Annotated in this window: 19 protein-coding genes; 14 read left to right on the forward strand and 5 right to left on the reverse strand. The window is 60.7% G+C overall.

Annotated elements, in window-relative coordinates:
* The first annotated feature begins 20 nt into the window (after positions 1–20).
* Positions 21–1,076: an acyltransferase family protein gene (locus AC0L3L_RS10050; RefSeq protein WP_473485092.1), complete on the forward strand. Its 1,056-nt coding sequence runs from the start codon at positions 21–23 to the stop codon at positions 1,074–1,076.
* A gap of 793 nt (positions 1,077–1,869) precedes the next feature.
* Here the strand turns inward: AC0L3L_RS10050 and AC0L3L_RS10055 are convergent.
* Together AC0L3L_RS10055 and AC0L3L_RS10060 are read right to left on the reverse strand one after the other, a co-directional pair.
* Entirely contained in the window at positions 1,870–3,159 is a 1,290-nt protein-coding gene (locus AC0L3L_RS10055) for a glycosyltransferase family 4 protein (RefSeq protein WP_473637439.1), read from the reverse strand.
* A 23-nt stretch (positions 3,160–3,182) separates the two neighbouring features.
* Positions 3,183–4,145 carry an NAD-dependent epimerase/dehydratase family protein gene (locus AC0L3L_RS10060; RefSeq protein ID WP_027153593.1) on the reverse strand — a complete coding sequence of 321 codons (963 nt, stop codon included), beginning with the start codon at positions 4,143–4,145 and terminating at the stop codon, positions 3,183–3,185.
* A 325-nt stretch (positions 4,146–4,470) separates the two neighbouring features.
* Between AC0L3L_RS10060 and AC0L3L_RS10065 the strand changes: the two genes are divergently transcribed.
* Complete coding sequence (locus AC0L3L_RS10065) at positions 4,471–5,811, forward strand: nucleotide sugar dehydrogenase (RefSeq protein WP_473637440.1); 1,341 nt, start codon at positions 4,471–4,473, stop codon at positions 5,809–5,811.
* A 208-nt stretch (positions 5,812–6,019) separates the two neighbouring features.
* Here AC0L3L_RS10065 and AC0L3L_RS10070 read toward each other — a convergent pair whose 3' ends face one another.
* Complete coding sequence (locus AC0L3L_RS10070) at positions 6,020–8,302, reverse strand: FG-GAP repeat domain-containing protein (protein ID WP_473637441.1); 2,283 nt, start codon at positions 8,300–8,302, stop codon at positions 6,020–6,022.
* 1 nt (position 8,303) lies between these two features.
* Positions 8,304–9,128, reverse strand: a complete 825-nt coding sequence (locus AC0L3L_RS10075) for a PIG-L deacetylase family protein (RefSeq protein ID WP_473637442.1) — start codon at positions 9,126–9,128, stop codon at positions 8,304–8,306.
* Positions 9,129–9,303: 175 nt separating this feature from the next.
* Here AC0L3L_RS10075 and AC0L3L_RS10080 point away from each other — a divergent pair, with 175 nt between their 5' ends.
* Both AC0L3L_RS10080 and AC0L3L_RS10085 read left to right on the forward strand, forming a co-directional pair.
* Entirely contained in the window at positions 9,304–9,510 is a 207-nt protein-coding gene (locus AC0L3L_RS10080) for a hypothetical protein (protein WP_473637443.1), read from the forward strand.
* Between the two features lie 625 nt (positions 9,511–10,135).
* Entirely contained in the window at positions 10,136–11,581 is a 1,446-nt protein-coding gene (locus AC0L3L_RS10085; protein ID WP_473637444.1) for a lipopolysaccharide biosynthesis protein, read from the forward strand.
* A 368-nt stretch (positions 11,582–11,949) separates the two neighbouring features.
* On the opposite strand, the gene tssH is transcribed toward AC0L3L_RS10085, so the two are convergent.
* Positions 11,950–14,700 (reverse strand): type VI secretion system ATPase TssH, encoded by a 2,751-nt coding sequence (tssH, locus tag AC0L3L_RS10090; RefSeq protein ID WP_473637445.1) that lies wholly within the window; start codon positions 14,698–14,700, stop codon positions 11,950–11,952.
* Between the two features lie 333 nt (positions 14,701–15,033).
* Here tssH and tssA point away from each other — a divergent pair, with 333 nt between their 5' ends.
* Genes tssA through tssK form a run of 10 tightly spaced genes read left to right on the forward strand, consistent with a single transcriptional unit; the run spans position 15,034 to position 25,716 of the window.
* The gene (gene tssA, locus AC0L3L_RS10095) at positions 15,034–16,200 is read left to right on the forward strand and encodes a type VI secretion system protein TssA (protein WP_473526259.1); all 1,167 of its coding nucleotides are present in this window, start codon (positions 15,034–15,036) and stop codon (positions 16,198–16,200) included.
* 6 nt (positions 16,201–16,206) lie between these two features.
* Positions 16,207–16,746, forward strand: a complete 540-nt coding sequence (gene tssB / locus AC0L3L_RS10100; RefSeq protein ID WP_123149512.1) for a type VI secretion system contractile sheath small subunit — start codon at positions 16,207–16,209, stop codon at positions 16,744–16,746.
* Positions 16,747–16,749: 3 nt separating this feature from the next.
* A complete protein-coding gene (gene tssC, locus AC0L3L_RS10105; protein WP_123149511.1) occupies positions 16,750–18,255 on the forward strand; it encodes a type VI secretion system contractile sheath large subunit in 1,506 nt (501 codons plus the stop codon).
* 48 nt (positions 18,256–18,303) lie between these two features.
* On the forward strand, positions 18,304–18,759 hold the full coding sequence (locus AC0L3L_RS10110) for an Hcp family type VI secretion system effector (protein ID WP_023801311.1): 456 nt from the start codon (positions 18,304–18,306) through the stop codon (positions 18,757–18,759).
* A complete protein-coding gene (gene tssE, locus AC0L3L_RS10115; protein ID WP_473637477.1) occupies positions 18,746–19,495 on the forward strand; it encodes a type VI secretion system baseplate subunit TssE in 750 nt (249 codons plus the stop codon). Before AC0L3L_RS10110 ends, tssE begins: the two co-directional genes overlap by 14 nt.
* A 1-nt stretch (position 19,496) precedes the next feature.
* Entirely contained in the window at positions 19,497–21,371 is a 1,875-nt protein-coding gene (gene tssF / locus AC0L3L_RS10120; RefSeq protein WP_473526260.1) for a type VI secretion system baseplate subunit TssF, read from the forward strand.
* A complete protein-coding gene (tssG, locus tag AC0L3L_RS10125) occupies positions 21,335–22,402 on the forward strand; it encodes a type VI secretion system baseplate subunit TssG (protein WP_473526261.1) in 1,068 nt (355 codons plus the stop codon). Before tssF ends, tssG begins: the two co-directional genes overlap by 37 nt.
* On the forward strand, positions 22,399–23,886 hold the full coding sequence (gene tagH / locus AC0L3L_RS10130) for a type VI secretion system-associated FHA domain protein TagH (protein WP_473526262.1): 1,488 nt from the start codon (positions 22,399–22,401) through the stop codon (positions 23,884–23,886). Before tssG ends, tagH begins: the two co-directional genes overlap by 4 nt.
* Before the next feature lie 3 nt (positions 23,887–23,889).
* Complete coding sequence (gene tssJ, locus AC0L3L_RS10135; protein WP_473526263.1) at positions 23,890–24,342, forward strand: type VI secretion system lipoprotein TssJ; 453 nt, start codon at positions 23,890–23,892, stop codon at positions 24,340–24,342.
* 39 nt (positions 24,343–24,381) lie between these two features.
* Complete coding sequence (gene tssK, locus AC0L3L_RS10140; RefSeq protein WP_023801305.1) at positions 24,382–25,716, forward strand: type VI secretion system baseplate subunit TssK; 1,335 nt, start codon at positions 24,382–24,384, stop codon at positions 25,714–25,716.

Consider the following 25,716-nt stretch of genomic DNA (forward strand, 5'->3'; position numbering starts at 1 on the left):
CACTTCTTGAAGGCTATCAAATGAGTGATTTCGACTTACGAAGGCCCAACGCCCTAAGCTTCTTCCGGCTATTTTTTGCGTCGCTTGTTATTATATCCCACTCGCCGGAACTTATAGATGGGAACTCGAATCGTGAGGTGCTGAAGAACATCTTCGGTACGTTGACCTCCGGCCAAGTGGCTGTTTATGGGTTCTTCTTCATCAGTGGCTTCCTCGTGCTCGACAGCGCCATGCGAAGCAGTATCTACGCCTTCATGTCCAGACGTGTACTTCGTATAGTTCCGGGATTTGTTGTGGCATACTTGATCAGCATTAGCCTGGTATTTTGGCTGGGAGGTGGTGACTTTGATGAACTATCTCCGAGCCAGTGGGCGGCTAAGCTTTCCAAAATGGCGCTCTTGCTGAACCCGGCGCAGGTAGGATCGGCGTTTGCCGGGTCCCATGCACCAGATGTTAATGGATCACTATGGACTATTGCATACGAGTTTCGCTGTTATGTGCTTGTGGCAATCGTGGTATTCTGTCTCGGTCGCGCCACGCTTGTCTTTTCGATCATGTCAGTGTCACTGGCAATAATCCTCGTTAGTTCCATTTCGCAAGGTGTCTACTTTCGCTACGATCTTGGAAACTTTGAGCCCATCGGTAACGTGGACGATGCCGTACGTTTTACGATGATATTTTCCATTGGGGCGTTGTTTCAGCTGCTCAAGGAGTATGTGAGGAGGAGCAATCGGGTAGCGCTTTTGTGCTGTATCCTTCTCATAGGCGGGATGTGCTCGGAACGGCTAGCGCCCCTCGCAGTGGGCGTGTTTGGAGGTTATCTGCTCCTGTATTTGGCGTTTTTAAACGAGAACAGCGTCTTAAATTCGATTAACCGAAGGAATGATATATCGTACGGCGTGTATCTCTACGCATGGCCGATTCAGAAGCTACTGATCATGTATGTTCCGGCAATCACGCCTATGCAGCTGACGATCTTGACCTTGCCTATAGCAGTCTGCGCGGGCTTTCTCAGCTGGCATCTTGTTGAGAAACGCGCGATCCATATGCGGCTGGCGATCCTCCGCACTGCATAGTTCGGCTGTCGTTGGGCCGGTGCCCATGTTTGAAGACGACCTCGGTCGAAGCCGACGGCTCCGCCCGTCGGATAGACGCGGTTTCGCTCGCCGCACCGCCAGCACATGCTCGACGTGCCAGTTCCCATTGGCGTAGGAGGCGGGCAGAATGGTTACCATAGTCCATCGATGCCATAAACGACGCGATCGCCCGGGCCTCGCGCTGAAGCCCTCGCGCCTGGCGTCGTCGAGTTCATAGATCACCGGTGGGCGGTGCGCACTTAGGACCGACCGCTTCGGCGAACACACAGATGGTGTCGACCTGTTGGGCCGAGCGCTCTGCTCAATCGCGGCAGCGCTTTGCGGCACCGGTTCAAATGCATAGACGCGTCCTGCCGCCCCCACGCGGCGCAATCGATGTCGTAGACATCGTCACCTGCGTTCAGGTTCGATGCAAATGGCTGCTGGACCGGCGGCTCGTAGGCGCCCCGCGCAAAATCTGGGTCGCCGCTCGCGTTACGATCCTGAGGCCACCCGCCTCGCCACCAGCAATGCGTTGCGATTTGGAGAACAGATTGCGGAGCGTTACAGCCAGGTTCACTCGGCCTCCTTCACTCCGCCCTTTGGACTGGGTGCACCTGACGGCCGTTAGGGAAGAGAACGGCGGGCCTGACGGGCCCATTCAATCCGACATGGGTTGGTCCGTAGACCGATACTCTCACCGGGTTGAGCGCTACACTGAGGATCGCCGCATGCGCATCACATCGGCCTACAAGCTGCGAGGCACTTGGCGATCGCCGCCCACCGCTAAGGCTCAATGGCTCACGATCTTTGCGGAAACATGGACCGGCGTGCCTGGGCGCAGTTTCTGATAGACGGACTTGAGCCGTTCTGCGCGCGCCTCCCACGAATACAGCTCGACGGCACGCTTGCGCCCTTCGCTTCCCATTTCGCTTGCCCGGACCGTATCCTCCAGCATCGTGAGCAATGCCTGGGCGAGCTCGCCAGGAGCATCGACTTCGACCAGCATCCCGGTGCTGCCAGCCAGAATGGATTCACACATCCCGCCCACGCGCGTTCCCACCACCGGTATCCCGCAGGCCATGCCCTCCACGACCGATATTCCGAAGCTCTCGCTGAGTGACGGATTCACCACAATGTCGGCCTCATGGTACGTCGCTACGAGGTCCTTGTGGGGCACGTTGCCCACGAAGTGAACTCGGTCACGTAACCCGTGGCTCTCGATGAGTTCCTCTAAGTGTTCCCGATATTTGCAATTGCCCCAGCGATCGTAGAAACGGCTCAACGCGGTAACCTGCGGATCCGACGAGAGGCTGGTCAGGAAGTCCGCCGGAAGCGGAGAATGCGGCCCTGCGATCCGAAGTTCCACGTCCGCGAACCTGGCCGCAACCTCACTGAAGGCCTCGATCAGTGTGTGAAGCCCTTTCTCTGGCGACACCCGCCCAACGAACAGGATGACACGTCGGGTTCTGGTGGATGCGGAAGCCCGCTGCTCGCTCGGCCGAAAGTAAGAAACGTCCACGCCATTACCGACAGTGGCAACGACGCCAGGATAGTCCGGGAATGCAGAACGAAAGGTCCTTGCGATGTGGTCGCTGACGGCGACCACCGCATCCACCACCTTGAGCTGACGGGCCACCTGATCGCGGTCACGCTGTGACAGCCACTCGCACTGCATCTCAAGCACGAGCCGATGAGATGAGCTGGCTGCCTTCAGTTCCCGGCACCATGCCCAATAATTCATCAAATGGACGATATCTGGTTGATCGACGGCGAGGTAGCGACGAACCTTGTTACGATATTGCGAGTGGTCATCGGCCTTCCCATCCAGCCGCAGCCAGCGCGCCAGGCGCGGAAACTGGTGGATGATCCGCTGCAGCGCGCGGTCACGCCGCGCCGCAGCCCGCCGCACCGCGAACGGCAGGTCCGCGGGCACCGTGTCGTCTCGATAATGCTTGCCATAGAGCGTAATCTGCAGGCCTTCGCCGAGCCGCAGCGCCGTATTGTAGACGATCAGACCGATTGAGTTTTGAACAGGCGGAAAAAGTCTATCGTACGGCTGGCCGACGTATACGAGCTTCATATCACTCCCCACCGTCAGCTCGTTCAGGCGACTCTTCTAAGTGCAGGGCGGTCTTCCGGTCGGGAGAGGTGGTCGGCGAGGCGGCGAATGCCCTCTTCGAGCGGCACCAGGGGACGGTTCAATATAGCCTTCATCTTGTTCGTGTCAGGACAGCGGCGCGTCATGTCGCCCTCCGCAAGGGGCGGTCGGAATTCCAACTTCGATGACGAGCCCAGCACTTCGATGACAAACTCGGCCAGCTGTCGAATGCTCATTTCCACGTCGCTGCCCACGTTGATCACTTCGTTCTCGTGCGCGCGCGTTCGATGAACCGCGATGCAAGCGTCAACCGTGTCGTCGACATAGCAGAAGGTGCGGGTCTGCGAACCGTCCCCGTAAATCGTCAGGGGCTCGCCGCGCTGGGCGGCACGCACAAATCGCGGCAGAACGAAATCCTCGCTCTGACGTGGTCCGTAGGTGTTGAAGAAGCGAAAAATGGTAAATGGCAGTCCAAACTCACGCTGAAAAGTGCGCAGATAGACCTCTCCAAGATTCTTCACCACTGCATACGGCAGACGAGAGTTAAGCGGCGTGGTGCTCTCGTTTTGAGGAATCTCGAAAGGCTCGCCATATACCTCCGATGACGAAGCGAAGTAGACACGCTCGGCGCCGGTGTTCTTGCATAGCCTCAGCACGTTCTCGATACCGGTGATGTCGCGCAGCACGAGCAACGGATTTGCCAAAGTCCGCTGCACACCGACCACGGCTGCGAAGTGGAAGACGTGGGTGAAATGGAAGCGGTAGAACAATGATGAGATGTCGTCGAAATCGTTCGCATCCGCCTTTACAACGGTCAGATTGCCCGCGTCTATTTGTACCTTGTCTCGACTTCCGGTCGACAGGTTGTCAGCGACGACCACCTGGGTCTGAGGTAGCTTGACCAACGCGCGAGTGAGGGCACTGCCGATATTGCCCGCTCCACCAGTTACCAGGATCGATTGCGTCATATTCTCCACCTCGACCGAACAGTTTAATCGACTGACGCAGTGTGCGTCCCTTCGCCAAACGCGGCATCTTCGATCTCGCGAGCGAAGGTGGCTCCCAGATCCTTTAGGATGTCGCTTGAAAGTTAAATGTGGCAGCGCAAGGTTTATTTGACAACGTGGCTTGGGGTAAGCATTTCGGCTGTTCTCCCAATGGTGCAATCCATGCTATTTTCAGCTCTGGGGTTGGCTAAGCGCATACATTTTGCTGATTGCTGTGGACTGCTTCCCCGCGGTAATTGAGGCGATCCTTTATTGTCGACATTGAAGCGAAAGTTGCCAGCATCTCATGCAGACTGCTCCAGACCTTCAGGAACTGGTTAACCGCATCCGAACGCGGGACTACACCGTTGGCATCATGGGCCTCGGCTACGTTGGTTTACCGCTCGCCATGATCTCGCTGGACGCGGGGTTCAAAGTCATCGGTTTCGACATCGACGCGTCTCGGGTTGCACTTCTTAACCGCGGAGAAACAGGCATAGATCATTTGCCTGGTGCTGCCATCAAAGTGGCTGTCGACAGCAAGCGGTTTCGCGCCACCAGCGATTTCGCCGACCTAAGCGAACCCGACGCGATCTTGATAGCGGTGCCAACGCCGCTTACCAAAAACCGGGAGCCGAACCTGTCGTTCGTCGAAAACAGCGCACGTGCGATCGCGGAGCGGCTGCGCCCTGGTCAACTTGTCGTTCTGGAGTCGACGACCTGGCCAGGAACGACGCGAGAGGTCGTGCAGCCGCTGCTCGAGGCGACGAAGCTTTCTCTAGGAAAGGACTTTTTTCTCGCCTATTCGCCCGAACGGGTAGACCCAGGCAACGACGTACACACCACCGCCACAGTTGCAAAGGTGATAGGCGCCGACGACCCATCGTCCCTACAGGTTGCCAAGGAACTGTACGACCAGATCATCGTGCAAACCGTTCCCGTGGCCTCCACCGCAACGGCAGAGGCTGTGAAGCTGACCGAGAACATATTTCGCTCTGTGAACATTGCGTTGGTCAATGAGCTAAAGGTGATTTTTGACAGGATGGGCATCGACGTCTGGGAGGTGATCGAAGCCGCCAAGACCAAGCCGTTCGGATATATGGCGTTTTATCCAGGCCCCGGCCTCGGCGGGCACTGCATCCCGATCGACCCATTCTACCTGACCTGGAAGGCAAGAGAGTACGAAATAACAACACGCTTCATTGAGCTTGCCGGTGAAATCAACACGAACATGCCGCATTATGTGGTTGACCGCCTTGTGGAGGCCTTGGACCGGCGAGCCAGCCGCGGCCTGAGCGGTTCGCGGATATTGGTGATCGGGATGTCCTACAAGAAAAACGTGGGTGACACACGAGAAAGCCCATCGTTGAAGCTGATCGACATCATGGAGCGACGCGGGGCAGTCGTTGATTACCACGACCCCTACGTACCGGAGATACCCGGAACAAGAGAGTACGCCACCCTGGCAGGTCGCCCCTCTGTGGATATCTGCGCTAGCAGTTTGGCATCGTATGATGCCGTTGTCATCTCGACAGATCATGATGCGATTGATTGGCAGAACGTCACCAAGCACGCAAAGCTGGTGCTCGATACCAGAAATGCTTGTGCGCGTAGTCAGTCACGCACCGACAACGTCGTAAAGGCATGAGCGGCCCGGCTTGCGCACTGGCTTGGTCAACCTGCTATCGACAACGTCGAATGGTTTAATACGTCGAGCGGTTGAATTCATTCAGCGCATCGAATTTTCCCGAACTTGAGCGTCGAGGCATGAGCGCCCGCGCAGCGGTGTAAACAGGTGGTGCCGGACGAGGTCGCTACGGTTCATGCGCGCGCCGGCCGATGCTCACCCCTCCCCGTCAGCGCGCCTTTTGGTTGCCATCAGCATCCTCGCCGACCGCGTCATTCCGCCAGACATGGATGGCTTCGAATGCGTCCCATGCGATCGACACGATGTCGAGATCCCCGTCACCGTCGAGGTCGACCGTCCTTGCTCCCAGATGGCTTTCCGTCCCTTCGCCGATCAGTTGCTCGATGAACCGTCCCCCACCCAGATTATGCCAGCTCGAGAGGCGAAGTGCGCCGCGATGCTCGCCCATGATAAGATCCGGCCTGCCGTCCCCAGTCATATCGGACACTGAAAGGCTATTAAGGGAACCGCGCGAGGTGATTTCGTGTTGCTCCCAGTCGGAGGAGCTGTCGCCAGGGTTGTGCCACCAATACGCCTTAGCGCTGTCGGCTTTGCCATTTTCCTCGGTCACGACGATGTCCGCACGTCCATCGCCATCAAGATCGGCGGCCGCCACGCGGTCGGGATAGAGCATTTCAGGAACTTTTCCAACATGCCGAAGCTCCCAGTCTGGCGAGCCGTCACCTGGATTGCGCCACCATGCGGCCGTCTTTGCATCGCCGGTCGTGGCGACAAGGTCAAGTAGACCGTCGCCATCGATATCGGCGAATGCGATCCCTTCATCAGACGCTTCGACGCAGATGCGGGTGCGCGGCCATGGCTCGACTGTTGGATCGTCAGGAATGTTAAAATAGAAAACCCCACCGCCACTCGAGACCGCCAGCTCCGGCTTCCCACCTTTTACGATCTGGGCTAGCGCATGGCCCTGAGAGCCGAGCTCATGACTGGCGGCGGGAACCTCTCCGATCCCGTGCTCTTCAAAGCGGTGCGCTTCAATGTCCTCGGCATGGAGCCACACCAGGTGCAGCGCCCTGCCTCCGCCGCGCTGTGCTATGACCTCCCCGCGCCCGTCACCATCGAGATCCAGGGCTGCGACCGCGTCCACACCCTCGGCAAGCCGGGTCCGTTCCCATTCTGTGTTCCAGGCTTCGGACGGTTGACGGTACCAGAACGGACCCGAGATGATGTCAGTGAGATCATCACCATCCATGGCGGAAAAAGCGAGCCCAAAGGAGCGGACGTGCCCGTTCGTGATGCGATGATAGGTCCAGCGGTCGAGGCGAACCGATGCAGGCGGATCCAGCCGATTGATCCACACTCTGACAGGCGGGTTGCCCACCCAGTTCGCCCCATAGATGTCAAAATCGCCGTCCCTGTCGACATCGGCGACGACGCCGTTGTGGAGACCCACATCGTCGATCACTTGACGAGCCCAGCGCGTTCCTCGCCCGTCGACATTGTAATGGATCGCGAGTTTGCGCTCCTCGGTCGTATGCATCTGCCCGACCACGACATCGTTGTCCCCGTCTCCGTCCATGTCGGCTGCCTGCAGCGTATGGGCGCCCGCGACAGAAGGCTGAATGACATGGCGGATCCAGCGGCCCGTCGGTCCGGCGAGGGGCTGGAACCAGGCGACGTCGTCAGTGTGCTCGGAACTCGAAGTCAGAATGTCGGCGCGGCCGTCCTGGTCAAGGTCGGTGACGAGCGCCTTGAATGCAGGATTGAACGGACCAAGCTCGTAGCTGCGCCATAATGCTGGATCGCGTGCTGCCGCTGCGCCTGGATTCGACGCCCATACTCCGTGCAGGACGAGATCGACATCAGCATCGCCGTCTATATCACCGATTGCCATTCCCTCTTCGCCAAGGTTGAAGACGAACAAGCCCACGCGGGTCCAGGAGCTGGGGCTTTCTTGGAAGAAAATCATCACTTCGCCAGGCGCCCGAACGACGATATCAACGAGGCCGTCCCCGTCGAAATCAGCCGCCTTGATGTCTTTGCCCCAGCTGCCGACTGCACCGATTTCCCGACGCTTCCAGCTGGGACCGTGGATTGGGTTACCATTCGGCCGCGGGTTCTCGAACCAGACGAGATTGACAGCATCGGACCCATCGGCCGTGACGATGTCGGGATCACCGTCCCCATCGATGTCGGCAAGCACGCCGTCGGTGGTGAACTCGACGCGGGGCCTCGCGATTACGGTGTGGACCAGGTCGGGCCACCGCCACCAAGACATCGCATCCTCGGGGAAGCCGCCAAGAACGAAATCTAGTCGATTATCGCCGTCTATATCGCCAACAAGCTTTACGTCTCCTGAATAGGGGGCAATCTCTTTGCGTTCAAAAACAAGACCCGACTCTAGAATTTCTTCGGGAGGTCCCTGTCCCTGAGCGGCGTCGCAACTTGCGAGGGTGTACCCGATCATAAGGACCGCGATCAGGCGGCCAAACATGCTAAATGTTGATTTCGTAGCGTGTGAACATTTCGTAGTCGGCCAGCAACCGCCCGACGAAATCTCCCCCCGACAAGTCCGACAGCGTCCGCCATTCATCTTGGTTCTCCAGGCGCTGCATCTGCGACGCATGCGCCGCCAGCGCTTCACGCTTTACGCCGATAACATCGCCAACATAGGCGAGGCTATTGAGCGTGGACGGCGCCCGCAGCCCTGCCGCCGTCTTGATCGTCTGCCGCAAAGTAACACGCCACATATTCGGCAAGTCGCCCCACAGACTTGTCCATGGCCAATGGTACCAATACCAGACTGGATACTCGAATACCGTGACAGGGCGACCATAGGCACGAAGCGCCGCGCGAACTGCTCCATTGACGGCGACATGATCGGAAGTCGGATCCTTTGCATGGTTCACGAAAACGCTCTGCGGCCGCCATGAGTTGAGCATCGACACGACCGCATCTGTTATCTCATGAACGTGATGATTGGCCGCCCCGTCTGGAAGGCGTAAGAATGTAACACTTTCGGATGATGCGCCCAGACGATGAACTGCTTCTATGGCTTCGGCCTCGCGTGTCGCCCGCAAGGTTTCAGGATTCATAAGGTGGCGATGAGACGCGGCGCCATCGGTGACGAAAACAAAACGGACCTGGGCGCCCGAGGCAATCTTTTTGGCCGCAACGCCACCGCAACCCAGCGTCTCGTCATCCGGATGGGGCGCAACAATGACAGCCGACGCTGACCAGTCGCCTATCTCAAACGGCCTAAGTCGCAGTCGCAATTGACTATCAAGCATGGTGCTGAAGGTCCGCCTAAAGGTCCACATCGGTGCGCTTCCATATCCGTTCGCTCGCGTCGTTGAACGCCGATCGCCCATGGTAACAGAACTCACGGGCGTTCGAGACCTGTGTTTGCTGGTGGGAAAGGCTTTATGAACGTGGGGCTCCCCGCGGGGGATTTGGGACACGGCCGGCCGAGGAAACAGAGAGCCGCCCAAGCCGATGGTCGAGATCGGTCCGATGCCGATCCTGTGGCACATCATGATGCACTACCACTACGGCCATCGCGACTTTGCCATCGCACTCGGATACAAGGGCGAGTACATCAAGCGCCGGTTCAGCGATTACATTCCCTTGAACGGCAGCTTGACGGTCCACGCCGCAACCCGGGGATGTGAAACGCCACGCTGCGTGACTGGCGTGCGCTGAAAGAGATGGTCGAGCAGGGACATAGCCTGGAAAGGTCATCGCCGAGCGGACCGAGACAGCTGCTAAGCCCGCTTCTTGATCGCCCGCGCGGGTGGGCGTGTGGAACGCGGGATGGTCAATCGGTAATCAGGCTGCACCAAACAGACATACGCCGTTTGGGGACGTTTACGTTCCCACGCTCCGGCGTAAGGTTTGGCACGATGCACTCGAACGAATTCCAATCCCAGCAACGCGCCCGCCGCGATGACATCAGGATATCAGCGTAACACCGCCTAATTTGATTGCGCTAAAAAGAGGATCTCCAGAGGAGCTGCCTATGACCAATAAGAACTGGATGCAGCCACCCTTCCTCTCCAACCACAGTATCCTCAGCCATGGGTGCTTGTGGGTGGTGGAATAGAATGACGAGCAAGCGCGCTAAACGCTGTCCGTGTCCCGCGACGACTCTGCGTTCGCGAGGTTCCAGCTCGACAAACGATAGCCGGAGAGAGGTCGACGGCTCTCCTTTTTATTCACATAGACCAGGCCAGATCGCTAGCGGCGCAGCCGTGAGACGAAGACGGAAAGCCTTGGCTGCGCGATCGAAAGTCGCAGGCCTGTCTGGCAACGGGCCAAGAGACGTGCAATGACATCGATCGGCGCGAAGATTGTCAGCGGCGCAGCCTGGGCAGCAGTCGAAACATGGGGTCGGCAAGCAGCCATGTTTGCCGTTTTTGTCGTATTGGCCAGGCATCTCGGACCTGAAGCATTCGGCCTCGCCGCCCTCTCCATGGTTGTACCCGTCATTCTTGCTGTTCCGGTCACGATCGGAATACCGGAGGCACTCATCCAACATCCTAAAATCGAGTCCTCACACTTTGACTCGGCCTTCTGGCTTCTCACCGCGACCGGCGCGGTGATTAGCGGGCTCATCTGGACGTCTGCCGGTTTGATTGCTGCAGCGTTCGGACAGCCCATTCTCGAAGATCTCATCCGCTGGAGCAGCGTGGTCGTCGTAATTCAGGCTCTCTCGTCGGTACCTGCGGCTGTGTTGAAGCGCCAACTCGAGTTCCGCTTGTTCGCGTTGCGTACACTTGCCGGCACCGTCGTCGGCGGCACACTCGGCATCGTCTTGGCAATAGCCGGTTTCGGCGTATGGAGTATGATTTGGATGCACCTTGCAAAAGCGGCTGTGGAAACCGCTGTCCTTCTCCTTGGCAGTTCTTGGCGGCCCGGTCTGACCTTCTCCTATGCAAAGGTTCGTGACCTATTAGGATTTGGCGGCCCGCTTATCGTCCAGACTTTTTGGAGTTTTTTGAACGAGGAAATTCCAAAGGTCCTACTCGGTACGTTCCTCGGCCCCCATGCGGTCGGAGTCTACGCTCTCGCCCGTCGTCCGCTCGACCTTCTGGTGCAAGTATTCCTCAGTCCGCTGATGGCTGTCACTATGCCCACCGTGGCACGGATTCAAGATCAACCCGAAAAGATCGACCGTTTCTTCAACACGACCGTCCGCATGGCCGGGATAGCGGGATTTCCTGCATTCATAGGATTTGCCGCGATCGCACCGATCGCGGTTCCCTTTATCTTCGGCCCGCAATGGGCCAGCGGGGTCGTCGCTGTCCAGATTCTCATGCTGCTGGGCCTGCAACGCACGATTGACAGCCTCTGCGCGTTTACGATCCTTGCAATGGGTCACTCCAGGTTGATCCTGAAGTTGAACATAGCTTACTCTGTTGTCGCAACGATGCTGTTGTCCGTCACTGCGCAGATCAGCCTCGAGATGACAATGGTGGCGCTCGTAGCCTGCAGCCTGGTCCTCCTACCCATCTTCCTCTTCTACGCTCAGCGCATCGCGCGTATCGACGTGCTGAGACCCCTTGAGATCTTCCCACGACTGGCTCTCGCCGCCCTCCTGATGTTCGGCGCCATCAGCGCGTGGCTACGCAGCGCGCCTGAGCACGCCGCCCAGGAGACACTCCTTATTGGCGCAATTGTCCTTGGAGCCTCTGTCTATGGTACGGCTCTCTTCGTGCTGGTGCGCTCTGACCTGTTCAATGCGCGAGACTTGTTCCTCAGGCTTCGCGGCTAGTTTGGTGTCGGGCGCGGCCTGTAGATGCGGGATTTCGAGTACCGATACTGCCCTCCATCCTCTTTGATGCACCTTGGGCCCGCTTTGGCCAGAGCACGGAATGCCTGCGATTTCGCTGGGCGGCCTGGTGATCTGGCGGGATGTGTGCCAGGAAAGGGCAACGGGAAATGTGAGAAGACCTTGGGCATCCCGCGCTGCTGCAGCAAGGGTTTGCGAGATCGAACCGCTTTCCCAAACCGCAACCGCGTCTATGCGTGAGACAAGGTTCGCGACAGCGTTTTGAGACGGCTCAGTAAATAGCCCCCCTCCACCCCAGGCGGTCCTACGGCTCCGGTGCCAAGCACTGGAGCTATAGAATTGCTCCTGGGCTATTCGAAGGAATAGGTGAATCCTCCTTCGGAGGCTCCGACAGTCACTTTCGTCATCTTTTCGCCCTCGAGCGACCGGTTCAGCACGCCGCGGCTCAATTCCGGCAGAAGCGTGTTTGTCAAAATGGCGTCGATCATTCGGCCGCCGGATTCGATCTCGGTGCAGCGGGCCTTGACCAGATCCATGACACCGTCACCGATCACCAACTCGGCATCGTTGCTTAAGCGCAGCCGGCGGGCGATCTTGGCGAACTGATGGCGGGTGATCGCTTCGATCATCATATCCGAGAGCGGGTAGTAAGGGATGGTCACCACCCGGCCGAGGAAGGCCGCTGGGAAAACCTTCAGCAGCGGGGCGCGCAATGCGGTGTCGAGATCGTCGAGCCCCGCCCGCACCGTGCCGCTGCTGGTCCGGTCCATGATGACTTCGGAGCCAACGTTCGAGGTGAGCAGGATCAGCGTGTTTTTGAAGTCGATCCGCCGGCCTTCACTGTCGTCCATCATCCCCTTATCGAAGACCTGGAAGAAGATTTCATGCACGTCCGGATGCGCCTTCTCGACCTCGTCAAGCAGGATCACCGAATAGGGCTTGCGCCGGACCGCCTCGGTCAGGATGCCGCCCTTGCCGTAGCCGACATATCCGGGTGGCGCGCCCTTCAAGGTAGAGACCGTGTGCGCCTCCTGGAACTCGGACATATTGATCGAAATGAGGTTCTGCTCGCCGCCGTAGAGCGTCTCGGCCAGGGCCAGCGCGGTTTCGGTCTTGCCGACGCCCGAGGGACCGCAGAGCAGAAAAACCCCCACTGGTTTTTCGGGCGCGCCGAGCCCGGCCCGGCTGGTCTGCACGCGCTTGGCAATCATTTCCATGGCGTGATCCTGACCGACCACGCGTTCGGACAGAGTGGCGGCGAGCCGCAGCGCCTTTTCGGTCTGGCTCGACAGCATCCGGCCAGTCGGGATGCCGGTCCAGTCCTGCACCACGGCAGCCACGGCGTTGCGGTCGACCGACGGCAGGATCAGCGGCGTCTCGCCCTGCGCTTCTGCGAGTTCGGCCATCAGTTCCCGCAGCCGCGCGAGATCGGCAGCCGGATCGGGTGGAGAAAGATCGGCAGTGGCCGTTGCATCCGCATCGGTTTCGGGCGCTTTGATCTCAGATATCTCGGCGCCTGCGGTTTCGGCGACCGCCTCCGGAGGCTTCACGGCATCGAGCGGCACACCCTCGCCGCGCAGCCTGGCGCGCAATTCGAGTATTTCGCCAACCAGCGCCTTTTCCCGATCCCAACGTTGCTGCGCGGCAGCAAGCGTGCGTTCGGTCTCGGCAAGCCCGGTTTCGACCCGAGCCTGCCGGTCGGCCACGCCGATGCCGATCGCTGCCTCACGGCCGATGATGGCGCGCTCGACCTCCAGCGCTTGGCGGCGGCGCATAATGTCCTCCACCTCGGCAGGAGTGGCATGCTGCGAAATGGCGACACGGGCGCAGGCGGTGTCGAGAAGGCTCACGGCCTTATCGGGCAGTTGCCGCGCCGGGATGTAGCGGTGGGACAGGCTGACCGCCGCCTCGATCGCCTCATCGAGTATCTGCACCTTGTGGTGCTGCTCGAGGACACCGGCGACACCGCGCAGCATCAGAACGGCCACCGCTTCCGACGGCTCATCTATCTTGACGACCTGGAAGCGACGAGTGAGTGCCGGGTCCTTCTCGATGTGCTGCTTGTATTCGGCCCAGGTCGTTGCTGCGATCGTGCGAAGCTCACCGCGGGCCAGCGCCGGCTTCAGCAGATTGGCCGCATCACCGGTTCCTGCCGCGCCGCCGGCGCCGATCAATGTGTGCGCTTCGTCGATGAAGAGGATGACCGGCGTTTCTGAGGATTGCACCTCGTCAATGACCGCCTTCAGCCGTTTTTCGAATTCGCCCTTTACGCTTGCGCCCGCCTGCATCAGGCCGACATCGAGCATGCGCACGCTGACGCCCTGCAGCGTGGGCGGCACGTCGCCCTGGGCGATGCGCAAGGCAAAGCCCTCGACGACCGCGGTTTTGCCGACCCCCGCCTCGCCCGTCAGGATCGGGTTGTTTTGCCGGCGTCGCATCAGGATATCGACGATCTGCCTGATCTCAGGATCGCGCCCGACGACCGGATCGATCTTGCCGTCGAGGGCGCGCTGGGTCAGGTCAGTTGCATACTTCGCCAGCGCCGAATCCCCGCCCGCAGCCCGCCGCGGTGTTTCGGAGGCGGGGACCGCAGTCGAGGCGCCAGCTTCGAGTGAACCCTCCATGACATCTGCGAACCGCGCAATGACGGCCTGTGCATCGATCTTGTCGAATTCGCCGCTTATCTTTGACAGCAGCCCTTCCAGCACCGGCGTCTTCAGGCAGGCGAGCAGAATATGCGCACTGCGGACTTCCTCGACGCTGAATTCCAGCCCCGCCAGGCTCCAGGCTTCCTGGATGGAGTGAAAGATGTGATCGGAAAATTCCTCGATTGAAGTGGCGCCGTAAGGCAGCTTGTCGACTGCGTGGGTCATATCGGCCGTGAGCCGGCTCGCATCCACCCCGGCGTCTGCCAGTATTTGTTGCACATCCGAGCGCTCGGAAAGCACCAGTTGTTCGACGAAGTGGACGAGCTCGACATAGGGATTGCCGCGCAGTTTGGCGGTGTCGGCCGCAGCCTTGAAGGCGCGCAAACAGACAGGATTGAGTTTGGCGACCAGTTCCTTGCGTTTAAAGCTCTGCGACGACCGGCGCTGTTCCATCGAACTTGCCCCTCCAATCTGCCAGCCAACAAACTGCCACATAAGCAGCGACTTGACAAAGAGCGTTTATGAGCGGGCGTCCGGGTGTTCGATTCAATCGACTTCTTCCGTCCCGGCAGAAGCCGGCGACATCGGCTACAGCAGCCATGGAACGCCTCGCCTGTTCGCGATGCCTTCACATAAAAGGTTCGACAATCGCACCAGCGATTTCGAGCTCAGGCACCGGCTTGCAAGCTTCCATTAAGATTGAGCAACAACTAAATTGTGGTAAAGTGTCGCGGTGTGGTAACGTTGGGTCAGGCACGGCCCAAGAGCCGCTCGCTGGGGGATGGTGTGATCGATCTCGCACTCTGGCTGAATCCGCTGGACGGTGAAAATCCGTCAGGGGAAGACTTGCGCAACGATCCAGCCTTTCATGAGCTGGAGCGCCTCACGGAACAACAAAAAAAGGTCGAGTATCAAGGCAACGACAAGTCGGAAGTCGATGTTCCGATCGACTGGCCCGCGGTGCTCGCCAAGGCCGAAGAGCTGCGTACGCACGGCCGAGACCTGCGCCTCCTCGTCATCGTCACGCGTGCTCTGGCCAACGAGCATCGGCTTGCCGGGCTGACTCACGGCCTGACCCTCATCGTGCAAACCTTCGATCAGCATTGGGAAACCATGCATCCGGCCCTGCGGTCCGGTGCCACGCCACGCGACGCCGCCCTGCGCCGCATCAATGCGCTGACTGACCTTCAGAACAGCCAGGATGGCCTGCTCAAGGACCTGCGGAAAATGACGTTTTTCGCGCCGCGCGCCATCGGGCCGGTCCTCGGCGAGGACCTGGAGAAGGGTTCCCTCGAAGAGCGCGTCATGCTGCTTGAGGCTGCCTCGGGGCTGAACGCGGCCGAAAAGGCAGCGCTGGCGAGCGCGCACAGCCAACTGTTGAACCGGGTGCGCAGCGCATGCGCGACACAGATCGATCAGGCCGGCGCGGAGATGACGTCGCTCATCGCCGACGCCCGCGCCGCGATCGCGGCTCTCGATGCGGTCGAGGCCGCCCTCAACGCTCGCGTCGAAGGTGGCGCCACCGCTCCGGAATTGAAACGGTTTCTGCAGCGTGTACTGACGACCCTCGAACGAAACTCGGCCGCCGGGGCCACCGCGAATGGCGCCGCGAAGCCAGTTTCGGCGCCTGCGGAACCGGCAACGCCTGCTCGAAACGGTCATGGAGCCGATCCTATGGCAAGTGTGGCAAGCTACGCGGAGCCCGCCAGCAGCCTACCCGACCGGATTTCCTCGCGCGACGACGTCGTCAAATGCCTCGACCTCGTCGTCGCCTTCTATGACCGCACCGAACCGTCGAGCCCGATCCCGCACCTCGCTCGCCGCGTGCGCCGGATGGTGCATATGGATTTTGTTGAACTGATGGAAGATCTCGCCCCGTCGGGGCTGAAGGAATTCCGGCTTCTTGCCGGCGTTCCCGATGCCAAGAAGACGGCCCAGAAGGATGAAAGGTAACAAGCCATGGCAGCCGAAAGCAAAGCGAAGGTCATCGAACGAAATCGCGCACCGCGCGTGCAGATTGCCTATGACGTGGAGACCTACGGCAGCCCGACGACGATCGAACTGCCGTTTGTCATGGGTGTGATGGCCGACCTCTCCGGCGCCTCACAGACTAGGGAAGCGTCGAAATCGGTGCTGGACCGCGCCTTTGTCGAGACCGACGCCAACCGCTTCCCCAAGTTCATGGAGGCACTCGGGCCACGCGTCAAAGCCCGAGTGAAGAATACACTACCCCAGGCTGAAGGCGCCGAACGGGACGAGGAACTGGCGCTTGACCTCACCTTCACCAAAATGGGTGATTTCGCGCCGGACAAGATCGCCGAGCAAGTTCCACAATTGGCCGAAATCCTCAAGATGCGTCGTCAGCTCGAGGAACTGCTCGGCTTCATGGACGGCCGTGTCGACGCCGAAAAGCGCATAGCGCAACTTCTGAACAACGAGCCGCTTCTCGGCAAGATCGCCAACCAGGCATTATCCGACGACGACAAGGTTCAGGAGTAAATCATGGCCGAACAACAAAAAACCGCAGCCGTTGCCGCTGAGGCGGAAGCCATCGACCTCGGAGAATTCAGCGGGCTCCTCGAGAAGGATTTCAAGGTCAAGAAGGACGACAGCGAGAAGCTGCAGCAACTCGTGCGCAATCTTGCGCTCGCGGCGCAGTCCCGCTCCGATACCACGACCATCTCGTCCAACGCGATCAAGTCGATCAAGTCGCTGATATCAGGCATCGACAAGATGCTGACTACCCAGGTGAACGAGATTCTGCATGCGCCGGAAGTGCGCGAAATGGAAGGCACATGGCGCGGCCTGTGGTATCTCGTCAACAACACCGAGACGGATCAGAAGCTGAAGATCCGGGTGATGAACATTTCCAAGGTTCAGCTTGCCGACACGCTTGAAGACTACGAAGGCCAGATGTGGGATCAAAGCCCGATCTTCAAGAAGGTCTATACGGACGAGTATTCGATGCTGGGTGGCGAGCCGATCGGCTGCCTGATCGGCGCCTACGAATTCTCGAACCATCCGCGTGACGTCGGCCTGTTGCGCAACATCTCGGGCATCTGTGCCTCCGCGCATACGCCGTTCATCGCGGCCGCCGACCCGCGGCTGTTCCGCATGGACAGCTGGCAGGAACTGCCGAACCCGCAGGACCTTCAGATGATCGTCTCGAACCCGGCCTATGCCTCGTGGCAATCGCTGCGCGAGAGCGAGGACGCGCGCTACATCGGCCTGACCATGCCACGTGTTCTGGCGCGACTGCCGTATGGCTCGGAAACCGTTCCGGTGAAGGGCTTCACTTTCGAGGAAGAGGTGCAGGCCGATCACAACAAATATGTCTGGATGAACGCGGCCTTCCCGATGGGCGTCAACATAAACCGCAGTCACAAGCTCTATGGCTGGGGCACGCAGATCCGCGGCGTCGAGAACGGCGGCACAGTCATCAACCTGCCGGTGCACTCCTTCCCCACCGACGACGGATCGATCGCGATGAAATGCCCGACGGAAGTTGCCATCGACGACCGGCGCGAGGCGGAATTGGCCAAGCTCGGCCTGATGCCTATCCTGCACCGCAAGAACACCGATCTCGCAGCCTTTATCGGTGCGCATTCGCTGCAGGACGACGAGACCCGCGCCGGCCGGCTGGTCGATCCCGACGCCCAGTCAAATGAACGACTGAGCGCCAACCTGCCCTATCTTTTCCCGGTTTCACGCTTTGCGCACTACCTCAAGGCCATTGCGCGCGACAAGATCGGATCGTTCAAGGAACGCTCCGACATGCAGATCTGGTTGACCGAGTGGATCAACCGCTACGTGCTGGCCAACCCGGCCTTCGCCGACGACAAGGCGCGCGCCAAGCGCCCGCTTGCCGCGGCCGAGGTCCAGGTCGACAGCGTGGAGGGGCGGCCGGGCTATTACAATGCCCGCTTCTATCTGCGTCCGCACTACCAGCTGGAAGGCATCAATGCCTCGCTCAGGCTGGTGTCGGAACTACCGTCCGTGAAGACTTGATTCGCAGCAACCACACCTTGTTCTGTTTAAAAGCGGTGGAGAAAGACAATGCCAGTGAAAATTGATGGTTTTCTAAAGGTTCCGGATATCAAAGGTCCAAGCGTTCGAGACGGCCACGAGGATGAAATCGAAGTCCATGGGGTCGATTACAAGATAATCGCGCCGTACGATCCGAATTCGCTTTCACGCCGCGGTCGTGTGTCCCTGGGGATGATCAAGTTCACCAAGCACTATGACAAGTCCTCACCCTATCTGAAAAAGGCGTTGTTCGACAACAAGGCGCTGGACGAAGTCGTGTTCTCCGCCCGCCGGACCATCGATGGGGAGACCAGCGACTATCTGGTCGTCACCCTGACCGACGCCTCGATCATGGAATACGACATGTCGCAGGCTGAGGACGAGGAAGACCTGATCGAGGAGGAGGTCAGCTTCGCCTACAAGAAGATCAAGTTCGTCTATGACAAGGATGACGAAATCGAAATGGATGTCTATGTCGGCAAGTGAGGCCCGGCGGCCCGGCGCGGACAAGCTTACCGGCAGTTCGCGAGCGAAGCGCGAGGCGGTCCAGCCCTCTCTTTGGGACCGCCTCGTCAATGACCTGCCGGGCGTGACCTCCGAGATCGACGGGCTGCGCCAGGCCTTACAGGACGAACTTGGCGCGGACCGGCTGGATACGCTCCTTGCGGGGAGCACGCGGCTTATCGATGCCGACGCGGAGCTGACGTCCGATCAGAAGCGGCGTCTGCACCGCCTGGTCTTGCAGACCCAACACCGCGCGGAGATCGAAAGCCGTGGCGTGGTCGTATCGGCCCGCGTCCTCAGGGAGGCAGTGCGGCGCGACATCGAGGCCTTGTTCAACACCGAGCGTTTTGAAGCTGTTCCGCTTCTTTCCGATTTCGAAAGCGAACAGGCCGCAGACAATCCGCCGTCGCTGGCCGATTTTCCGGAGGTGCGCCGAAGTGTGGTCAACTACGGCGTGCCTTCCTTTTCGGGCCGTTCGTCCCGCGACTTTGATCGCGAGACCCTGGCGCGCGAGATCCGCTCGGTCCTTGCCACCTTCGAGCCCCGTCTCAAGGAAAGCGCAACAAAGGTAACGGTGACCCTTGGCGACAAAAGTGTCGGCCTGAAGATCGAGATAGACGCCGTGCTGATCATGACGCCGACGCCGGAACGCATGCGCCTGCGCACCACAATCAATCTCGATAACGGCCTGGCGCGGACCGAATTCAGGGACAGCTGAGATGGATCGGGTCTTCGTAGAATATTACGAGGAGGAACTGACCCATATCCGCGGACTCGCGGCGGAATTTGCCGACATGCATCCGGCGGTGGCGCGCAATCTTTCGCTTGATACCGTGCCCTGCCCGGATCCCTATGTCGAGCGGCTGCTTGACGGCGTCGCTTTCCTCGCTGCGCGCACCCGGTTGAAAGTCGATGCCGAGCGTTCGCGGTTTTCACGCAGCGTCCTGGATGTCCTCTATCCCGATCTGGTTACGCCGGCGCCGGCAACGGCGATGGCAGTGCTGAAACCCGGCCAGCAGGTCCAGTCGATGATTGCCGGCCATGTCGTCAAGCGGAACACGCGTCTGGTGTCCAGTCTGCAACCCGGGCTGTCGACGCGCTGCACATTCACCACCGCGCAGGAAACGACGCTGTGGCCGATAACGATTACGTCGGTCAGCTATTTCCAGGATCGCAGCGGGTTGGCAGCGGCCGGCATAACACCGATCGGCGGCGTTGGCGGCGAGGCGGCGCTGCGTATCACGCTGGGTCGGGCCGGAAAAGGCAAGCTCGACGAACTGGCGCTTGACCGACTTGATTTCTATTTTGCCGGGCGCACCAAAGCGCCATTGCTGTTCGACGCGATTTTCGGCGCCTGCTCGGCCGTTGGTGCACGCGCCGAGGGCAAGGCCAATCCGCTAGCGCCTTTGCCAGGCCCCGAAATGGTCGGCATCAGCGACGACGAGGCGTTGATGCCTCGAACCCGTCCGACATTCGAAGGGTACCGTCTGCTGCGCGAATATTTCATGATGCCCGAGCGCTTTCACTACGTGCGGGTTTCAGGACTGCAATCGGTCGTGCGCAGATGCGACGCCGGGCTCGAGATCATCTTCATGTTCCGGCGTCCGGTGCCCGAACTTGCCGATGTGACGCCGGCGGATTTCGAACTTTTTGCGACGCCGATCATCAACCTCTTCGAGCGCGACTGCAACGTCATCGAGCTTGATCCGCGCAGAACGCGGCAAGTGCTGCATGCCGACCGCACGCGGGCGCGGGACTTCGAAATCTATCGGGTGACCCGCGTCGAGGACGCCGACACCGAGGGGACCGATGCCGAAATTCCGGAGCTCTTCAGCCTGGGGCAAAACCGCGGCAGTGGCTGGGTCTATTCCACCGAACGGCGCCCGCGCCGGGCCACCGAAGATGAACGACGCGACGGGTTGACCCGCACCTCATACACCGGCGACGACGTTTTCCTATCGGTTTCACGGCCGGCCGGAAGCCCGGCGAACCGGCCGCTGAAGCGTGTCGACATCATGGCGCTTTGCACCAACCGCGACCTGCCGATCCTCGACGACAACCCCACCTTGACGCTGGAGACAGGCGATCCGGTCGAAATGGTCCGGCTTCTCGGTGCGTTGCGCTCGCCCCAGCCGGCTATCCCGGCCGCGCTGCCCGCGGGCGCCGAAGGCGAATCCCGAGCCGACAATCTCGCCTGGCGGCTGGTGGCGCAGTTGGCGCTCAACTTTCTCAGCCTTGCCAAGGAAGGCCGCGGTATCGATCCCCTGCATGCGCTGCTCGATCTTTATGCCGACCGGGGAGATCCGAGCCTCGCCCGCAATGTGCACTCGATCGTTCGCATCGACTCGCGGTCCGTCATCGAACGGCTGCAGATCGATGGGCCGATGTGCTTCGGACGGGGCACGGAAGTGACGCTGCATGTGGACCAGTCGGTCCTGGCTGGGCAAAGCACATTGCTGCTTTCAGCCTTGCTTGCACGGTTGTTTGCCCGTCACGCCGGAATAAACGGCTTTGTGCGGACCCGCACGCGGCTGCTGCAGAAGCAGGAGGATGTGCCATGGCCGATGACGCCCGGCAATCGCTACCTGATCTAGACAAATTCGACCTGGACCGGGTCGAAGAGCTGGATGATACATTCGATTTTTTCGAACTGTTGCGCCGGCTCGAACGCAGGGGCGGGCTGTTCGGCTATTCCGGCCACGCGGATCGCGAGCCGGCAAGGCTCGGGCAGCATGTGCGTCTTAGCTTTTCCACCAAGGACGTGGTTGCGTTCCGCCAGGCGAAGGACAAGACGCCGGCCCGGGTTACGGTTGCAAATCTCGGGCTGATGGGACCGGAAGGCCCGATGCCGCTTCATTTGACACGTTGGGTGCTCGATCGTCTGTCGCAGCGCTGGTTCACCGGCGCTGACGCACGGCAGACCAGCGACACGACGTTCGTGGACTTCGTCAATATTCTCCAGCACCGCATGATCGCCCTGTACTATCGGGCCTGGGCCGACGCGCATCCGGCGGTACAGGTCGAACGTGCAGTCGGCGGCCGGGTAAGAGCCATGCTTGAAGCCATGGCGGGAATCGGACTTCCCGGCACCCACAATCCCGATCTGGACGCCGTGAAGCTTCGCCAGGCGGCGTCGCTCGCCAGCCAGGTCGACGGTCCGGAGCGACTGACGCTGTTCCTGGCGGAAGCGTTCAAGGTGCCGGTCCAGATCAAGGAGTTCGTTGCCGCCTGGATGTCCATACCGGCGACGCTCCAGACCCGCCTCGCGCAAGCTTACGCGGTGCTGGGTCGCGGGGCGACGATCGGCCCGCGCGTTTTCAGCCGCCAAAGCAGGATCGAACTCCGCGTCGGCCCGCTCGGGTATGAGGAGTTCAAGACGTTCCTGCCGGGCGGTCAACGTCTGAAGATGTTCAAGCAGGCGGTTCGCGACATGGTCGGGGAATCGCTCGACGTCGATCTGCGGATCGTGCTCGCGCGTGAAGCGGTGCCGCCGCCCCGTATTGGAGCGGTACAGCTCGGCCGAACCACCTGGCTTGCGCGGCCCGCTGAAAGGGGCGATGCTGACGACATGCGGCTGCGGACAATTGTCGGATGGCGGCCGGAAATGGCGGAGGTCGCGGCATGAGTCTGCTGCTGACGCTGGAGCACGGACCACGCACCCAGGCGGTACGGCAGACCCGGCTGGACGAGGGTGAACTGGTGATCGGCCGTAGCGCGGACGCGGGCTGGCAGATCGACGATCCCGACATGTTCGTTTCGCGCGCCCATTGCAGGATCACCGGCGGGCGGGATGGATATTTCGTCACCGACACATCAAGCAGCGGCTTGTTCATAAACGACTCCGACAGCCCGCTCGGCGCTGGCACCTCGGTCCGTCTTCAAAACGGCATGCGGCTGAGGCTGGGCGACTACATCGTATGCGTCGATCTGCAGACGTCGGCCGCTCAAGCACCGGCAGCCAGCCAATCGTTCGCGGAACCGTCGCCACAGGCATCACGAGCGCCGGTAAGCATCGGCCGCGATGATTTCTTTTCAGCCGCGGTCGAGGAAGAGCCGCGACGACCGCGCCCCGCCGATCTGCCGAACCCGTTCGAGCAGCCGATTCCAGGAGCGTTCGAGCGCGCCAACCAGCGCAGTTCGCCTGCCTTCGACGACCCGTTCAGTCTCGACCCGGTATCAACGCCCACACCGAATGGCCCTAGCTATTCCGAACCACGTGGTGGGTCAGGCCCCGCAGATCCCTTCAGCCTCGATCCGACACCTTCCGGTGCAAGCGAGCCCGTTGCAGGCCAGCCCGCTCCAGGCCAGCCAGCTCCAGGAAGGTCATCCCAATTCGATGACGATTTCGATTTCGGGCCGGCCGCGTCGCCCGATTGGAGGAACGGCGCCGGCTCGGCCGGTCAACGCAAACACGTTGCCGGAAGGCCGCAATCGGCCAATCCCTGGGATTTGCCTGGCCAGGCGGCAGAGATCCCTCCTCCGCCACGTCCCGGCCTTGCTCCCAGACCCGCTCCCTTCCTGGCAGCAGCGCAACAGGCGAACACGGCGCTTCGCACCGCGTTCCTGCGAGGCATGGGCATCGAGGAAGCCGAGTTTCCCGGACGCGACAGCGTCGCGGAAATGGAGAAGTTCGGTCGCGAGTATCGGCTCATGATGGAAGGCCTGATGCAGCTGCTGCGCAAGCGGGCCGAGGAAAAAGGAAACGCGCGCGTCGCCCAGACGGTGGTTGGGGCCTCTGAAGTCAATCCGCTAAAATTTCTGCCGACGGTCGACGACGCCATCGTCACCCTTATCGCGGAGCGCAGCCCCGGATTTCTGGCCGGCGAAGCGGCAATCGCCGACGCGGTCCGCGATCTCGCGCAACATCATGTGCGCGCCTGGCGAGGCGTGCAGTCCGCCTTGCGGCGAATGATTGACCGTTTCGACCCGGCCGAGATCGAGAAAGAGCTCAAATCGAGTTCCGCGATCGGCACACTGCTTTCGGGCGGGCGCCGCGCAAAACTGTGGGAGCTTTACCAGAAACGCCATCGTGACATCGCCCAGAGTGCGGAATCGAGTTTTTTGGGCGAAATCGGCGCTGATTTTCGGGATGCATATGAGGAGGAGTGAAATATGATCGATCGCCGCGAATTCATCGTTGCCCTGGGCGCAACCGGGCTGCTTGCTGCTTGCCAGAGCGGTCCGCCAAAACCATCCGCGGTGACCGTCAACCTGACCGGCGCGGCCGGCATGAACCCGGGACCAGGCGGCGGCGACCGGCCGGTGACGGTCCTGGTGATGCGGCTGCGCAGCACCGGTAAGTTCAATTCGGCCGATTATTTCGCGCTGCAGGGGGATGCCGGCTCCGCACTCGCAGGCGATCTCATTGGATCCGACCAGATCTCCATCGGACCTGGAAAAACCGCATCCAAAACCATCACGGTCGAGCCGGACGCGGCTGCGCTGGGCTTCGTTGCCCTCGTTCGCGAGCCTGGCGGCCGGACCTGGCGTACAACCAAGTCGGTGTCGCCGGGGTCAAAAGTAACCGTCAACGTCACGCTTGGCAGCGGCGGCATTTCCGCCTAGCGGCCAAGGCAAGGGGTGCTCGATGCAGGAAGTAGCGGCATGAGCGATGCAAACAGAGTGCTGTGGTCCGAAGGCCTGTTTCTCCGGACCCAGCATTTTCAGCAGCAGGATCGCTTTTTCGAGGCGACCGTGCGCGGCGCGTTGCAGGCCGGGCAGCTGCATACGTTCGGCTTTCAGCAGCTGACGCTGGACCAGGCAATGCTCGATGCCGGCCAGGTCTCGATCCTGTCGGCACGGGGCATCTTTCCGGATGGAACGCCCTTCTCCATCCCGGACCTGATGGACGCGCCACGACCGCTGCCGGTCACCGCCGATACCGGCGCCGGACCGGTGCTGGTCGCCCTGCCGCTCGAGCCTGCCGGCGGCGTCGGCTTCGATCCGGCGCACGCCGCATCGACAGGCGCGCGCTATCATGGGCGGATCGTTTCGGTGCGCGACGCCGTCCAGGGCGGTTCGGATCCTGAAGAAATCGAAATCGCCCGACCGCAGGCGCTGCTGATTGCACCGGGAAAATCGGTTGGCGGCTACACCGCCCTGCCGATAGCCGACATCAAAGGGGTGCGAGCCGACGGCGGCGTCTCGCTGGACGAGACGTTCCTGCCGCCGACACTGGTTACCGGGGCGGTGGCCTGGTACCGGCAGCTGCTTCTGGAAGTTGTCACCGGCCTCGACCAGATCGCCGAGGCGCATGGCAAAATGGTCATGGGCGGGCCGGGGCGCAGCGTCGAAGACCTGCTGATGCTCAATCTCGCCAATGCGGCGCGTCCGCGACTGGCGCACATGCTGGCTCAGGATGTCTTCCATCCGGCCGAGCTTTACCTGGAGCTTGCCGGTCTTGCCGGTTCAATGGCGACCTACGGCTCGAGCGCGCGACGGCTGAGCGAGTTGCCGGCCTACGATCACATGGCGCCCGGCCCCGCCTATTCGGCGCTGGCCGACGCCTTGCGCTCGCTCATCCTGAGCCTGCGCTACATCGAGCCTAAATCACGCGCACTGCCGGTCATGCGGCATTCGACCAATGTCTGGAAAATCCGCATCGACAACCCGAAGCTGCTGGTGGCCAGCCGGATCGTCATCCGGGTCGGCTCCGAGCTGTCGGAAGATGCCTTGCGCAAGATTTTCGTCAATCAGGCGACCGTCGGTTCGGCCGATCAGTTCGAGGGCCTGTGGAAATCCCGTCTACCCGGCATTCCGCTAAAACCGCTTCATTCCCAGCCGCGCGAAATCCCCTACGATGGCGATCGGCTGTGCCTTGAGCTGGATCAGAAAAGCGAGCACTGGGCCTCGCTGCTCGATGCCCCCGGCTTCGTCATCGGCGTGTCGGGCGTGCTGCCGAGCGAGCCGCAGGTCGACTGCTATTCGGTAAACAGGTGA

This window comes from Mesorhizobium sp. WSM4849, from assembly GCF_055811385.1.